Source organism: Streptomyces sp. NPDC104761, from assembly GCF_055583445.1.
The window spans coordinates 110078-123765 of sequence record NZ_JBVJNZ010000012.1; the positions used below are offsets into that span (position 1 = coordinate 110078).

The window sequence follows — 13688 nt, forward strand, 5'->3', positions numbered from 1 at the left end:
CGTCAACGCTGACGGGTCAGGCCTGCTCGGCGTCCGCGGCCGGAGCCTCGGCAGCCGGAGCCTCGGCAGCGGCCTCGGCGGCAGCCGGAGCCTCGGCCTGCTCGGCGTCGGCGACCTTCTCGGTCTCGGCGGAGGTCTGGACCTCGGCGTCGTCCGCCTTCTTCTCGCCCTCGAGCAGGTCACGCTCCCACTCGGCGAGCGGCTCGCCGGCGGCCTTCTCGCCCTTGTCACCGGTGGCGACGCGCGAGCGGCTGATGAGGCCCTCGGCGACGGCGTCGGCGATCACGCGGGTGAGCAGGGTGACGGAGCGGATCGCGTCGTCGTTGCCCGGGATCTTGTAGTCGACCTCGTCGGGGTCGCAGTTGGTGTCGAGGATCGCGACGACCGGGATGTTGAGCTTCCGGGCCTCGCCGACCGCGATGTGCTCCTTCTTGGTGTCCACGATCCAGACGGCGCTGGGCACCTTCTGCATCTCGCGGATACCGCCGAGGGTCTTCTCCAGCTTGGCCTTCTCGCGCGAGAGCACGAGAAGCTCCTTCTTGGTCAGACCGGACGCGGCGACGTCCTCGAAGTCGATCTGCTCGAGCTCCTTGAGGCGCTGCAGACGCTTGTAGACGGTCGAGAAGTTGGTGAGCATGCCGCCCAGCCAGCGCTGGTTGACGTAGGGCATGCCGACGCGGGTGGCCTGCTCGGCGATGGCCTCCTGCGCCTGCTTCTTCGTGCCGACGAACATGACCGTGCCGCCGTGGGCGACGGTCTCCTTGACGAACTCGTAGGCGCGGTCGATGTACGACAGCGACTGGAGCAGGTCGATGATGTAGATGCCGTTGCGCTCGGTGAAGATGAAGCGCTTCATCTTCGGGTTCCAGCGACGGGTCTGGTGACCGAAGTGGACGCCGCTCTCCAGCAGCTCCCGCATCGTGACGACGGCCATGGCCGTATCTCCTTGAATTTCTCGGTTGTGCCGCGGGTGCCGGACGGCTCCCGCGCCTGACGCCCGTGTGCGCTGTGCCGCGAAGGACCGAGAAGCGCTGACACCTGCTGGTGACGGCCAGGTGTCGGGGCGTGCGAAGTCGACCCGGTGACCCGGATCGCCAGAAGAAGTGTACGGGACCGGGGAGGCGCCGGGTGACGCCGCTGTCCACAACTCGGGAGTAATCCACAGGTACCGGCCATGATCGGCGTCGGTGCGGGACTGTTTGGCCATGGTGGTCATGCGACGGGCGATGCGATGGATGGCGGCGGCGACACTGTTGCCGCCGGCCTTGGCGGCGACCGCGGCCTCGGCCTGGGTGGGGCCGGACGGTCCTCCACCCCCTGCCGGGCCGCCCGTGCCGGCGATCGGCCGTGCCTGGCCGGTGGGGGTACGGCCGCCGGTCCTGCGCGGCTGGGAACCCCCGGCGACGGTGTACGGCCCCGGGCACCGGGGAGTCGACGTGGCGGCGTCCGCCGGCGAGCCGGTACGGGCGGTGACGGCGGGCCGGGTCTCCTACGCCGGGCGGGTGGCGGGGCGGGGTGTGGTGTCGGTGGCCCTCGCGGGGACGGACCTGCGCACCACCTACGAGCCGGTGACGGCGACGGTGGAGAAGGGGCAGGAGGTGACGGCGGGCGAGGTGGTGGGGACCGTCGAGGCAGGGGGTGCGCACTGCGGTGGGCGGGCGTGTGTGCACTGGGGGCTGCTCAGGGGTGACGTGTACCTGGACCCGCTGCTGCTGTTGCCGCCGTGGCTGCTGAACCGGGGGCCGTCGAGACTGCTGCCCGTGCTGGGGGTTTCGCTGCCGGAGGGGCGGTGAGGGTCGGTCGCGCGACTGCGGGCCGGTGGGGGCTGATCGCGCAGTTCCCCGCGCCCCTTACGGGGTGCTTCGCCCGCCGCCTCTCCCCAGCCACGGGCTGCGGTCGCAGCTACTCAGCTGCAGGCAGTCGTGCCGCTGGGGCGGCAGGGCGGCACGGGTGGGCGCTGGGGGTCCCCCCGGCCCCCTCAGCCCCGTACACCCCGCAACGCCATCGCCACAGCCGCGTCGGTGATCACCGCAGGGTCCTCCGCCGCTCCCAGCTCGATCCTCCGGACCGCGGCATCCACAACCCCTTGCACCAGCATCGCCGCCAGCCGGGGCTGCTCGTGCCCCAGCTCCCCCAGCGCCTCCACGATCATCGCGACCAGCCCGCCGTGCGCGGCCCGGATCTTCTCGCGTGCCCCGGCGTCCAGCTCACTCGCCGAGATCGCGACCACCGCCCGGTGCCGCCGGTCCCCTACCAGGGCGAGCTGCTGCCGCACATAGGCCTCGACCTTGCCCTCGGCGGAACCCGCCCGCTCCATCGCCGCGGCGACCTCCGCGGCCCACACGGGGAAGTCGGCCTCGCACAGCTCCTCGACCACGGCTGCCCGGGAGCGGAAGTACTCGTAGACGGACGACCGGGCCAGCCCCGTGCGCTCGGCGAGCGCGGGGAAGGTCAGCGCCTCCGTCCCGCCCTCGGACAGGAGGGACCGCGCCGCGTCCAGCAGGGCGGCTCGCTGCATCGACCGGTGCTCGGCCACGGAGGCCGCTCGAATCCTTGGCACGTCGACCACTTTACGGACGCGCCGGGCCGGACGGGAGGCAGCACGACCGGAAGACCGGGCGCACGGTCGCCGCCGGGCGCCGGAAACCGCCGCTCAGCGGCCGAAACTCGCCAGCTTCGCCCGCAGCTGCAGCACCGACTTGGTGTGGATCTGGCTCACCCGGCTCTCGGTGACCCCCAGCACGTTCCCGATCTCGGCGAGGGTCAGCCCCTCGTAGTAGTAGAGGGTCACCACGGTCTTCTCCCGCTCCGGCAGCGTGTTGATCGCCCGCGCCAGGAAGCGCCGCAGCTCCCGGTCCTCGGCCACCTCCACGGGGTTGTCCGCCGCGGTGTCCTCGAGCGTGTCCATGACGCTCAGGCCGTCGCCGCCCTCGCCCCCGACGTGCAGCAGTTCCTCCAGCGCCACCACGTTGGCCAGCGACAGCTGACTGAAGACGGCGTGCAGCTCGTCCACCTCGATGCCCAGCTCGGCGGCCACCTCGCCCTCCGAGGGCGTGCGCCGCAGCCGTGCCTCCAGGGTGGCGTAGGCCCGCTCCACGTTCCGCGCCTTCTGCCGGACCGAGCGCGGGATCCAGTCCAGTGCCCGGAGTTCGTCGATCATCGCGCCCCGGATCCGGGTGATCGCGTACGTCTCGAACTTGATCTCCCGGTCGACGTCGAACTTCTCGATCGCGTCGATGAGCCCGAACACCCCGGAGGAGACGAAGTCGGCCTGTTCCACGTTGGGCGGCAGGCCTACGCTCACCCGCCCGGCCACGTACTTGACCAGCGGCGAGTAGTGCAGGATCAGCTGTTCCCGCAGCCGGTCGTCCCCCGTCGCCTTGTACGACCGCCACAGCTCGTCGAGCGTCGAGGGAGCGGGCGGCCGCACGCTGCCACCGTCGCGGGCGGCTGGGGGGATCGCCGCCCGGTCGGACCCGGAGGTGTGCTGGGGCATTCGTCGCCTTGTGCCGTTCTGCCGTGAAGTGCCAGGAAGTGCCGTGTCGTGCCGTGGCGGAGGGTGAGCGGGGAGTGAGGAGCGATGGTTGGTGAGGGGTCGGTCTCGTGTCGGTCGGCGCGGTCTGCGTCAGGCCTTTCGTGAGCGTAGCGTGACTGAGGAGTCGCGGTGCGCGAACAGTGCGGCTCCACCCCTGCGCGAACCCCCTGCACGGCACGCTCCACCCCACCCCGCGCGTCGCTCTGCGTGATCGGACGAGAGCGTCAACTCCGGGAATTCCCAAGGGCGTCGGGGGTTCCCCCGGACGGCCGAACACGCTCGGTCAGCACCGGCTCCGACCGGCCCGGACCGAGATCATCGCCTGGCGTGTCAACTTCCAGCCGTCGCCGTGTCGTTCGACGTAACCAAGTGCTCGGAGTTCGTACAGTCTCGCGACGGCCTCGTCCTCGGTCGTCTGCGCGCCGCGTGCCACCTCTTCGGGTGAGGCGGGCCGGTTGCCGGGCAGGGCGGCCAGGACCTGCCGGGCGGCGGGTTCCAGCAGGTCACGCGGGAGGACGGGGCCGCGTCCGGCCGGGGCCAGCTCGCCCATGTCGCCCACGAGCTCGACGACCTCGGCGGCGTCGGTGACCAGCACGGCCTCCCCGCGGAGCAGTTCGTGCACCCCGGCCGAGAGGCCGCTGGTGGCCGGACCGGGCACGCCCATGGTGAAGCGGCCGAGCCGCTGCGCCGCCCGCGCGGTGACCAGCGAGCCGCTGCGGTGGGCGGCCTCCACGACGACGGTGCCCCTGGTGAGCGCCGCGATGACCCGGTTGCGGAGCACGAACCGGCTAGGCGTCGGGTGTTCGCCGGGCGGCAACTCCCCCACAACCAGTCCCTGTTCGGCGATCCTGTTGATCAGCTCGGTGTGGCCCCGGGGGTAGGGCCGGTCGACCCCGCAGGCCAGCACGGCGACGGTGGCCCCGCCGGCGCCGAGGGCTCCGCGGTGGGCGGCGCCGTCGACCCCGTAGGCGCCCCCCGACACCACCACCCAGCCGCGCTCGGCGAGTCCCGCGGCGAGGACCGCCGCCATGTGGGCGCCGTACTCGGTGCAGGCCCGTGCTCCGACGACGGCGACGGCCCTGAGCGCCCATATCCGCAGACTGGGCAGGCCGCGCACCCACAGGCCGAGGGGGCGGGCGTCGCCCAGGTCGTCGAGCTGTGTCGGCCACTCGGTGTCGCCCGGGCACACGAACCGCGCGCCCGCCTCCCGTGCGGCGGCGAGGTCCGCGTGGGGGTCGGCGTGCGCCGCGCGGGCCAGCAGGCCCGCCCACCGCTTGGCGCCGGCGCCGGGCAGGGGCTGCCCGCCCGCGCGCAGCCGGGCCGCCACCTCGTGCACGCCCCGTTCCCGCACCCACCGCCCGGCGGTCTCGTCGCCGGGCTCGGCCACCCGGGCCAGGAAGACCCGGTCGAGCAGTCCGCTGTCGCTCATGGGGCGGTCCCTTCCAGGACCGCGCCGCGCCGGACGCCAGTGCGCAGCTCAAGGGCCAGGTTGACGTCGTTGGCCGAGGGGCGGTCGCGGCCCGCGAGGTCGGCGAGGGTCCAGGCGACCCGGAGCACCCGGTCCAGGCCACGGGCGGTGAGCAGGCCCCGGTCGAGGTCCAGCTCGGCCTTGAGCAGCGCGCCCGGCTGGACGTGCCAGCGGGTGCGGAGTTCGTGGCCGGGAACCTCGCTGTTGGTGCGCCAGGGCAGCCCCTCGTAGCGGCGGGCGGCCCGCTGCCGTGCCGTGCGCACCCGGTCGGCCACGGCGGCGGAGGGCTCGGCGCCGGTGTGGAGCCGCAGCAGTTCCTCCCGGGCGACCGGTTCGACGCTCACCCTGAGGTCCACGCGGTCCATCAGGGGGCCAGAGAGCCGGGCCCTGTACCGCTTGATCGAGGACGGCCGGCACTCGCAGCCGTCGCCGGGGGTGCCGTGGCGGCCGCAGGGGCAGGGATTGGCGGCCAGGACCATGAGGAACCTCGCGGGCATCCGCAGTATCCCGGCGGCCCTGGCGATGACGACGTGGCCCGACTCCAGGGGCTGGCGCAGGGCGTCCAGGACGCTGCTGTGGAACTCCGCGGCCTCGTCCAGGAAGAGCACGCCGTGGTGGGCCAGGGAGACCGCTCCGGGGCGTGGCAGGCCGGTTCCGCCGCCGACCAGGGAGGCCATGGTGGCCGAGTGGTGCGGGGCGCAGTAGGGCGGCCTGTCGACCAGGGGGTGGCCGGGTGGCAGCATGCCGGCGACCGAGTGGACGGCGGTGACCTCCAGGGACTCCTGGCGGTCCAGCTCGGGCAGCAGCCCCGGCAGCCGCTCGGCCAGCATGGTCTTGCCCGCACCGGGCGGGCCCTTGAAGAAGACGTGGTGGCGCCCGGCGGCGGCCACCTCCAGGGCGGCCCGGGCGACGTGCTGGCCGGCGACGTCCGCGAGGTCGGGCGCGTGGTCGCCGGTGGCCGTGCCGGTGCCGAGTCCCATGCCGGGCAGGGCGAGCCCGGCGAGGAAGGGGTCGGGGCGGATCTCGCCGGGGACGGGCTCCTCCTCGGGCACCGGTTCGTCGGTGAGGACGGCGATCAGCTGGCGCAGGCTGCGGACGCCCAGCACGGACACCCCGGGCACCAGCGAGGCCTCCGGCACGGCGTTCTCCGGCACGACCACCTGCTCGTAGCCGGCGTCGGCTGCGGCCAGCACGGCGGGCAGGATGCCCCGGACCGGCCGGACCCGGCCGTCCAGGCCCAGCTCCCCGATCATCACGATCTCGGCGAGCACGCGCGGGTCGATCCGCTCGGCCGCCCCGAGCACGGCCGCGGCCACCGCGAGGTCGAAGCCGCTGCCGCTCTTCGGCACGGATGCCGGGCTCAGCCCGACGGTGAGTTTCTTCGACGGCCAGGCAGCGCCCGAGTTCACCACCGCCGCCCGGACCCGGTCCCGACTCTCCGTCAGGCTCTTGTCCGGCAGCCCCACCAGGGTGAAGGCCGCCACCCCGGGTTCCAGGTCGGCCTGCACCTCCACCACCACGCCCTCGACGCCCACCAGCGCCACCGAGCAGGTCCGCGCGAACCCCATCTCACGCCACCCCCCGGACGTGCTCGACGACGGGCGCCCCGCGCTGCGGCAGCAGCACGCCGACCACGTCGATGCGGACGCCGCCCGGCGGTGCTCCGCCGTGTGCGTGGATCCAGTGCTCGGCCAGGCCCCGCAGGCGCTGTGCCTTCTGTGGGGAGACCGCGGCCATGGGGTGCTGGAAGACGCCCGCCCGCCGGGTCTTGACCTCGCAGACGACCAGGACGTCGCCGTCCCGCGCCACGATGTCGATCTCGCCCGTCCTGCCGCAGCGCCAGTTGCGCTCCAGGACCGTCAGACCTGCCTCGGCCAGCCGCCGTGCGGCCAGCGTCTCGCCGTACCTGCCGAGTGCGCTGCGTGCCTGATTCGTGCGTGCAAGATTCGTGTTCATGTCGGCACCACCTCCGGTGCCAACGGTCAGGCATCCTCCACCCAGAAGTTGATCTTGGTGAGCTACTCAGCGGTTGTGGACAACTCCGTCACCCGTACGGGCCACCTCAGCCGCCCGGAAGTTCCAGGTCGGTCTTGTTCAGCTCCTCGATGTTCACGTCCTTGAACGTGAGGACACGGACCTGCTTCACGAAACGGGCCGGCCGGTACATGTCCCAGACCCAGGCGTCCGCCATGGACACCTCGAAGAACACCTCGCCCTGGACCGAGTGCACCTGCATCTCGTAGTCGTTGGTGAGGTAGAAGCGCCGCTCGGTCTCGATCACGTATTTGAACAGACCGACGACATCGCGGTACTCCCGGTAGAGCTTCAGCTCCATCTCGGTCTCGTACTTCTCGAGGTCCTCGGCGCTCATGGCATGTTCCCCTTCAGCCGTGCGATCCCACCATTGTGCGCCAGTCCCGCGCACCCCTAGACGATTTCCGTGTCAAGGGTGACGGGCCCGGCGGGGGGACCTTCGTCGAGCAGCCTACGGAACAGCTCGGCGAGTCTGGTCGGATACACCGTCTCATGTGCCCGGGTCAGTTCCTGGCACGTCCACCAACGCGCTCCGGCCACACTGCGCCGCTCCAGCTCGGTGAGGGCCGTGGCCTCGGTGGCCGTCTGCGTCGTACGGGCCAGGTAGTACCACTCGTCCTGGTCCCAGCGGCGGCCCGCGAACGGGAAGGAGCACGTCCGGCGCCACAGCACCGGACCGAGGTCGACGTCGGTGATGCCGGTCTCCTCGGCGAGTTCCCGCAGAGCGGCCTGCTCACGGGTCTCGTCGCCCTCCAGGCCGCCGCCGGGCGTGAACCACCAGTCGTCGGCCGGGTCGTCGGGCTCGTGGCCGTGCAGGAGCAGGATGCGGTCCTCGGGGTCGAGCAGGACCACCCGGGCCACCTTGCGCAGGCCGCCCTCGGGCGCCTCGGGCAGTGCCTCAGCGGGCACCGGCGGGCTCCGTCCGGGCCCGGCTGCGGGAGCGGCCCAGCAGGTTCGCGACCGGGCCGTAGGCGCCGCCCGCGAGGACCAGCACACCACCGGCCACGATCATGATCTCGATGACGCGCAACGGGCCGGGCCGGGAGAGCGCGCCGAGGGTCTCGAAACCGGTCGGCCGCTTGAGCAGGCCCTTCATCGGCCAGATCACGGCGTCCACCCGGGCGGTCACGGCGGTGCGGGCGACCGTGCCCTTCGCGGCGTCCGTGAGGTGGGCGGTGGAGTCCAGGGAGCCCTGGCGCTCGTCGCCGAGGAGGAAGAGCCGGCCCTTGGGGACGGTGACGGTGGGGAAGCCCTGGAGCTCGGCCTGGGTGCCCGCCGGCAGATAGGGCTCGTCGATCTGCTTGCCGTTGACCGTCAGCTTGCCGTTCGTGCAGCAGGCCACCGTGTCGCCGCCGACCGCGACCACGCGCTTGACGACGTCCGCGTTGGTGACCCAGCTCTTGTCCTTGAAGACGACGACGTCGCCCCGGCGCACCTCGCTGCCGTCGATGCGCTGGCCGAGGACCCGGTCCCCGGCGTCGATCGTCGGCGTCATCGACGTGGTGGGCACGGTGTACGGCCGGTAGACGACCGCTCCCCAGCCGAATCCGCCGAGGAACAGCACGATGCCCAGGGCGACGGCGATCCCGGACAGCCGCTGTCCGAGCCTGCTGCCGGCCTGTGCCGCGCTCGTGCTGGTGCCTGCGCCGCCGCGCGGAGCCGTACGTATCGTGCTGTCGCCCATGAGGCCGCACCCTACCCGGCGGTACCGGGCAGGGGCAGCCCTTCTTCGGCACCCCTGGTCACAAGCTCCCCAAGGGCTTCACACAGGACGGTCAGCACGGGCATGCGGGGACGCGGTCAGCGCTTGCCCGCGGCCACGCGCTTGTCGAACTTCCGCTCGACCCGGTCACCCCGGCGGCGGCGCCACACCGCGACCGGGAGGACGGCGGCGACGGCCGCGCCCTGCGGCGCCACGGTGAGGGAGGCGGCGGCGGACGACTGCGTGTTGATGCCGCTCTGGTCGAAGGTGTCCGGGATCGGCAGCGTGCCCCAGCGGTTGATCGGCCAGGCCTTGACGATGGCGCGGCCGACGACGTCCTTCACCGGGACCATGCCGTGATGCTTGTCGGACTGGTTGTAGCGCGAGTCGCGGGAGTTCTGGCGGTGGTCGCCCATCACCCAGATGTAGCCCTTGGGCACGTGCACCGTGAACTGGCCACCCTGGTCGTCGACGCTGCACGGGGTGTTGCCCGGGTACACATAAGGCTCGTTCAGCGCATGGCCGTTGACCATGAGCGGGCCGCTGCCCTTGCAGGACACGGTGTCGCCGCCGACGCCGATGACCCGCTTGATCAGGTCCCGCTCCTCGGCGGACGGCATCAGGCCGATCCAGCTGAGGAACGTCTGGATCGCGTTGGGCTGAGCCGTGGGCTCGCCCGCCAGCCAGTCGTCCGGGTCGTGGAAGACGACGACCTCGCCGCGCTCCGGCTTGGAGCCGAACCACGGGGTGAGCTTGTCGACCAGGACCCGGTCACCCTGCTGGAGGGTGTTCTGCATCGAGTCCGACGGGATCGAGAAGGCCTGCACCAGGAACGTCTTGATCAGCAGCGCCAGCACCAGCGCGATGACGACCAGGATCGGCAGCTCCTTCCAGAAGGAGCGTGGTTTCTTCGGTGCGGGCGCCGCCGAACCGCCCGGGTCCCCGTCCGTACCCGAGCCGTCACCGCCGGAGTACGGACCGTCTGCCGGGGTGCCGTCGCCACCGGGCCCGGTGCCGTTCCCGGAGGTCAAGGCGCCGTCTGCAGGGGGGACATTCTCCATGGGGCGCCCGCTGTGCTCCTCGCCGTCGTGTCCCGACCGTGCGCCAACCGCCACATCCCCCACGCCAACTCCTTACTCCGTGCCGCCGCCTGCGCCATCCCCGGCGCAGGCCCACCACTCCCATAACGAGCGGGAGTTCCGCAGGGGTCGGGAGTTGGATGTATCCGTTCGGATCGTCGGAGGCAACCCTATGCGACAGCCGGGGAGCCGCGGTCGACCCCGACCCGGAGTCAGAAACGCTTGCGAAGGTTTTAGGTTCGTCGAGCTTGGTCCAGTGACCGACGGGCCAGCCGATCATCATGGCCCGGCCCACCACGGAGGTCACGGCCACCGTGCCGCCGTAGTCGGTGTCCTGGTGGGCACGGGAGTCGGCGGAGTTGCCGCGGTGGTCGCCCATCACCCACAGCCGGCCCTTCGGCACGGTGATGTCGAACGGCTGAGCGGAGGGGACGTTCCCTGGATACAGGTAGTCGCCCTCGGTCAGCGGTACGCCGTTGACGGTCACCCGGCCCTGTGCGTCACAGCACTTGACGTGGTCGCCGCCGACGCCGATGACCCGCTTGATGAGGTCCTTCTCGTTGGCGGAGGGCAGCAGGCCGATGAAGGTGAGCCCTTCCTTGACCTGCTTGACGCCGACCGGGTCGTTCGCCTTGGTGGTCTGCTCGTCCGCCAGCCAGCCGCCGGGATCGTGGAAGACGACGACGTCCCCGCGATGCGGCTGCCATCCGAACCAGGGGGTGAACTTGTCCACCAGGACGCGGTCGCCGATCCGGATCGTCTGTTCCATGGAGCCGGACGGGATCACGAAGGCCTGGACGAGGAACGTCTTCAACACCAGGGCTATCAGGACGGCCACGCCGACCAGCAGCGGTATCTCCCGCACCGCACTGCGCCGTCGCTTGCGCTTGACCTTGCGCTGCAGCTTGCGCCGCTCCGCGCGGGACCGGCCGCCGGACGGCCCCGAGGCACGCCGGGCCCCGGTCGGCAGCAGGTTGGCGGTGGCGTCGACCGGCACGCCGCGCGGTCGGCCGCGGTTACCCATGGGACGCTCCGGCGGCCGGCACGCGCGCGTAGGCGGCGGGACGGGTGAGACGGGTCCAGTGGGCGTACGGCCAGACGATCCAGTCGGCCCGTCCGACGACCCTGCCGACGGGGATCATGCCGCCGCCGGGCGAGCCGAGGTGGTCGCGGGAGTCGCTGGAGTCGCTGCGGTGGTCGCCGAGAACGAAGAGCGTGCCGTCGGGGACGTCGACGTTGAAGGGCACGGTGGAGGGGGTGTCCCCGGGGTAGAGGAACGAGGTCTCGTCGACCGGCCGGCCGTTCACTTCGATCCTCCCCTTCTTGTCGCAGCAGACCACGTGGTCTCCTCCCACACCGACGACGCGTTTGATGTAGTCGGCGTCCCCGAAGTATCCGGAGCCGTCGAACACCACGACATCTCCCCGGCGCGGCCCGGCACCGAAACGGTACGCCAACTTATTTACGAGAACGCGGTCCCCGATCCTCAATCCCTGTTCCATGGATCCGCTGGGAATCTGGAATGGTTGTGCCACGAACGTGTTGAGGACGAGCAAAAACGCCAGGCAGGCGAAGAGGGTGAGGGTGATCCAGCCGCCCGGCAGCCAGTCGGTGACCCGCTCGGTGGCGCGTGCCGGCAACGCGAAACGCGACCGGTCCTCCGCGGCCTCTGGTTCGGGGCTGGAGGAGCGGTCGCGCTCCGTGTGCTGTGCTTCGGTGTCCATCGGGGCCAGATGCTATCCGGCGTCGATGAGACTCCTTCTTACCGGCTCGTCCGCCTGCGGCTTCCGAGGGCCGGCACGCGAGCTCAGTTGTCGCGCTTCTCCTTGATCTTCGCGGCCTTGCCGCGCAGGTCGCGCAGGTAGTACAGCTTGGCGCGACGCACGTCACCGCGGGTGACGAGCTCGATCTTCTCGACGATCGGGGTGTGCACCGGGAAGGTGCGCTCGACGCCGACGGAGAAGGAGACCTTGCGGACCGTGAAGGTCTCGCGGACACCGCTGCCCTGACGGCGGATCACAACGCCCTTGAACTGCTGCACACGGGAGCGGTTGCCCTCGATGACGCGGACGTGGACGTTGACGGTGTCACCCGGGCGGAAGGCCGGGACGTCGCTGCGCAGCGACGCGGAGTCGACGGTGTCGAGCAGGTGAGACATTTCGTCTGCTTTCCTCGCTGATGCCACAGGTCATCAACGGAAACTAGGTGTTCCATGGGGTCTGCCGTGCGGGTCGGGGCGGACGTCGTGTCCCCCTGTGGCAGGGGCGCACGCCGGACGGACGCACAACAGCGGCCTATTCTTCCACGCCCTGTGGCCTGCGCCAAAATCGGCCGTGGGGCCCGCCCTCCGGGTCCGGGGCCCAGCCCAGGATGGAGAGCATCTCCCGGTCCTTCTTGTCGAAGACCTTGGGGTCGCAGCGCTCGATCAGGTCGGGCCGGTGGGCAGTGGTCCGCTTCAGGGCCTCGTCGCGGCGCCAGCGGGCGATCTTGCCGTGATGACCGCTGAGCAGCACGTCGGGGATGTCCCGGCCGCGCCAGACGGGCGGCTTGGTGTAGACGGGACCCTCCAGGAGGTTGGCCATGGCGCCGGGCGCGAAGGAGTCGTCGCGGTGCGACTCGGCGTTGCCGAGAACACCGGGCAGCAGCCGCGCCACGGCCTCCGTGATCACCAGTACGGCCGCTTCGCCGCCGGCGAGGACGTAGTCGCCGATGGACACCTCGTAGACCGGCATCCGGGTGGCGTACTCGTCCATGACCCGCCGGTCGATGCCCTCGTAGCGGGCCGGTGTGAAGATCAGCCAGGGGCGCTCGGAGAGTTCGACGGCGAGTTCCTGGGTGAAGGAGCGGCCGCTGGGGGTGGGGACGATCAGCGCGGGGGCGTGCGCGCCGGTCTCGTAGCCGTCGGCGAGGACGGTGTCGAGGGCGTCGCCCCAGGGCTCGGTCTTCATGACCATGCCGGGCCCGCCACCGTACGGCGTGTCGTCGACCGTGTTGTGCCGGTCGTACGTCCATCCGCGCAGGTCGTGCACATGGACGTCGAGCTGTCCACGCGCGCGTGCCTTGCCGACCAGCGAGACGTTCAGGGGCTCCAGGTACTCGGGAAAGATCGTGACGACGTCGAGCCTCATGCGTCGTCGTCCCTGGACGAGGCGGTCTCCGCCCGGTCGTCGATCAGGCCGGGCGGCGGCGCGATGACGGCCCGCTGCTCCTCCAGGTCGATCTCGGTGACGATCTCCGCCACGAACGGGATCATCACCTCGCTGCCGTCGGGCCGCTCCACGATGAACAGGTCCTGGGAGGGCAGGTGCGAGATCTCGGTGATCCGGCCGACCTCGATGCCGTCCTCGGTGACCACGTCCAGGTCGACGAGCTGGTGGTCGTAGTACTCGTCCTCGCCCTCGGGCAGCTCCTCCGGGTCGATCTCGGCGATCAGGAGGGTGTTGCGCAGGGCCTCGGCGCCGGTGCGGTCACTGACGCCCGCGAAGCGCAGGAGCAGGCGGCCGCTGTGCACGCGGCCCGTCTCGATGGTGAGCGGTCCCACGCCGGCGGGATCGGTGGCGAGTACGGCGCCCGGCCCGAGCCTGAGCTCCGGCTCGTCGGTACGTACCTCGACGGTGACCTCGCCCTTGATGCCGTGGGCGCGGCCGATCCGTGCGACTACGAGCTGCACTGTGCCTGTTCTCCTGTCATCTCCTGCTCGGTCTGCTCGACCTGGTCAACCTGGTCAACCTGGTCAACTTGCTCGACCCGCTCATACGGCTCGGGGGGGGGGGGGGGGGGGGGCCCCCCCCCCCCCCACCCGTTTGCGCAAACGTCCCTGGGAATGGTTGACATCCCCACAGTTGGAACAGAATCCACCACCGCCGACGG

16 protein-coding genes are annotated in these 13688 nt (G+C 71.4%); 1 reads left to right on the forward strand and 15 read right to left on the reverse strand.

Features of this window, described 5'->3' with window-relative positions:
- Positions 1–16 precede the first annotated feature (16 nt).
- Positions 17–934, reverse strand: a complete 918-nt coding sequence (gene rpsB, locus ACZ63F_RS29525; protein ID WP_351959659.1) for a 30S ribosomal protein S2 — start codon at positions 932–934, stop codon at positions 17–19.
- 271 nt (positions 935–1205) lie between these two features.
- Here rpsB and ACZ63F_RS29530 point away from each other — a divergent pair, with 271 nt between their 5' ends.
- On the forward strand, positions 1206–1793 hold the full coding sequence (locus ACZ63F_RS29530; protein WP_469715393.1) for a peptidoglycan DD-metalloendopeptidase family protein: 588 nt from the start codon (positions 1206–1208) through the stop codon (positions 1791–1793).
- A 185-nt stretch (positions 1794–1978) separates the two neighbouring features.
- On the opposite strand, the gene ACZ63F_RS29535 is transcribed toward ACZ63F_RS29530, so the two are convergent.
- From ACZ63F_RS29535 to rimM, 14 genes are all read right to left on the reverse strand, one after another.
- Positions 1979–2536, reverse strand: coding sequence for a TetR/AcrR family transcriptional regulator (locus ACZ63F_RS29535; RefSeq protein ID WP_352364669.1), 558 nt, complete (start codon positions 2534–2536; stop codon positions 1979–1981).
- A gap of 117 nt (positions 2537–2653) precedes the next feature.
- Positions 2654–3496, reverse strand: a complete 843-nt coding sequence (gene whiG / locus ACZ63F_RS29540) for an RNA polymerase sigma factor WhiG (RefSeq protein ID WP_089098491.1) — start codon at positions 3494–3496, stop codon at positions 2654–2656.
- 322 nt (positions 3497–3818) lie between these two features.
- Positions 3819–4964 (reverse strand): DNA-processing protein DprA, encoded by a 1146-nt coding sequence (gene dprA, locus ACZ63F_RS29545; protein WP_469715395.1) that lies wholly within the window; start codon positions 4962–4964, stop codon positions 3819–3821.
- The gene (locus ACZ63F_RS29550) at positions 4961–6571 is read right to left on the reverse strand and encodes a YifB family Mg chelatase-like AAA ATPase (protein WP_469715397.1); all 1611 of its coding nucleotides are present in this window, start codon (positions 6569–6571) and stop codon (positions 4961–4963) included. Before ACZ63F_RS29550 ends, dprA begins: the two co-directional genes overlap by 4 nt.
- Position 6572: 1 nt before the next feature.
- Positions 6573–6959 (reverse strand): YraN family protein, encoded by a 387-nt coding sequence (locus ACZ63F_RS29555; RefSeq protein WP_469715399.1) that lies wholly within the window; start codon positions 6957–6959, stop codon positions 6573–6575.
- 106 nt (positions 6960–7065) lie between these two features.
- Positions 7066–7374 (reverse strand): DUF2469 domain-containing protein, encoded by a 309-nt coding sequence (locus ACZ63F_RS29560; RefSeq protein ID WP_008745401.1) that lies wholly within the window; start codon positions 7372–7374, stop codon positions 7066–7068.
- Positions 7375–7430: 56 nt separating this feature from the next.
- On the reverse strand, positions 7431–7946 hold the full coding sequence (locus ACZ63F_RS29565; protein WP_469715401.1) for an NUDIX hydrolase: 516 nt from the start codon (positions 7944–7946) through the stop codon (positions 7431–7433).
- The gene (gene lepB, locus ACZ63F_RS29570) at positions 7936–8721 is read right to left on the reverse strand and encodes a signal peptidase I (RefSeq protein WP_469715403.1); all 786 of its coding nucleotides are present in this window, start codon (positions 8719–8721) and stop codon (positions 7936–7938) included. Before lepB (ACZ63F_RS29570) ends, ACZ63F_RS29565 begins: the two co-directional genes overlap by 11 nt.
- Before the next feature lie 116 nt (positions 8722–8837).
- Entirely contained in the window at positions 8838–9800 is a 963-nt protein-coding gene (lepB, locus tag ACZ63F_RS29575; protein WP_469715404.1) for a signal peptidase I, read from the reverse strand.
- Positions 9700–10842: a signal peptidase I gene (gene lepB, locus ACZ63F_RS29580; protein ID WP_469715407.1), complete on the reverse strand. Its 1143-nt coding sequence runs from the start codon at positions 10840–10842 to the stop codon at positions 9700–9702. Before lepB (ACZ63F_RS29580) ends, lepB (ACZ63F_RS29575) begins: the two co-directional genes overlap by 101 nt.
- Positions 10835–11542: a signal peptidase I gene (gene lepB, locus ACZ63F_RS29585; protein WP_469715411.1), complete on the reverse strand. Its 708-nt coding sequence runs from the start codon at positions 11540–11542 to the stop codon at positions 10835–10837. The genes lepB (ACZ63F_RS29580) and lepB (ACZ63F_RS29585) overlap by 8 nt, the downstream gene beginning before the upstream one ends.
- Positions 11543–11625: 83 nt before the next feature.
- Positions 11626–11976 carry a 50S ribosomal protein L19 gene (gene rplS / locus ACZ63F_RS29590; protein WP_351323547.1) on the reverse strand — a complete coding sequence of 117 codons (351 nt, stop codon included), beginning with the start codon at positions 11974–11976 and terminating at the stop codon, positions 11626–11628.
- Positions 11977–12112: 136 nt separating this feature from the next.
- Positions 12113–12946 carry a tRNA (guanosine(37)-N1)-methyltransferase TrmD gene (trmD, locus tag ACZ63F_RS29595; RefSeq protein ID WP_469715415.1) on the reverse strand — a complete coding sequence of 278 codons (834 nt, stop codon included), beginning with the start codon at positions 12944–12946 and terminating at the stop codon, positions 12113–12115.
- On the reverse strand, positions 12943–13488 hold the full coding sequence (rimM, locus tag ACZ63F_RS29600) for a ribosome maturation factor RimM (protein WP_469715417.1): 546 nt from the start codon (positions 13486–13488) through the stop codon (positions 12943–12945). Before rimM ends, trmD begins: the two co-directional genes overlap by 4 nt.
- Between the last annotated feature and the right edge of the window lie 200 nt (positions 13489–13688).

Coding starts and splice junctions, on each gene's coding strand:
- lepB (WP_469715407.1), bottom strand. CDS start 10,842: ATGGGTAACCGCGGCCGACCGCGCGGCGTGCCGGTCGACGCCACCGCC.
- rplS (WP_351323547.1), bottom strand. CDS start 11,976: ATGTCTCACCTGCTCGACACCGTCGACTCCGCGTCGCTGCGCAGCGAC.
- ACZ63F_RS29530 (WP_469715393.1), top strand. CDS start 1,206: ATGGTGGTCATGCGACGGGCGATGCGATGGATGGCGGCGGCGACACTG.
- ACZ63F_RS29560 (WP_008745401.1), bottom strand. CDS start 7,374: ATGAGCGCCGAGGACCTCGAGAAGTACGAGACCGAGATGGAGCTGAAG.
- whiG (WP_089098491.1), bottom strand. CDS start 3,496: ATGCCCCAGCACACCTCCGGGTCCGACCGGGCGGCGATCCCCCCAGCC.
- ACZ63F_RS29555 (WP_469715399.1), bottom strand. CDS start 6,959: ATGAACACGAATCTTGCACGCACGAATCAGGCACGCAGCGCACTCGGC.
- rpsB (WP_351959659.1), bottom strand. CDS start 934: ATGGCCGTCGTCACGATGCGGGAGCTGCTGGAGAGCGGCGTCCACTTC.
- lepB (WP_469715411.1), bottom strand. CDS start 11,542: ATGGACACCGAAGCACAGCACACGGAGCGCGACCGCTCCTCCAGCCCC.
- lepB (WP_469715403.1), bottom strand. CDS start 8,721: ATGGGCGACAGCACGATACGTACGGCTCCGCGCGGCGGCGCAGGCACC.
- trmD (WP_469715415.1), bottom strand. CDS start 12,946: ATGAGGCTCGACGTCGTCACGATCTTTCCCGAGTACCTGGAGCCCCTG.
- lepB (WP_469715404.1), bottom strand. CDS start 9,800: ATGGAGAATGTCCCCCCTGCAGACGGCGCCTTGACCTCCGGGAACGGC.
- dprA (WP_469715395.1), bottom strand. CDS start 4,964: ATGAGCGACAGCGGACTGCTCGACCGGGTCTTCCTGGCCCGGGTGGCC.
- ACZ63F_RS29550 (WP_469715397.1), bottom strand. CDS start 6,571: ATGGGGTTCGCGCGGACCTGCTCGGTGGCGCTGGTGGGCGTCGAGGGC.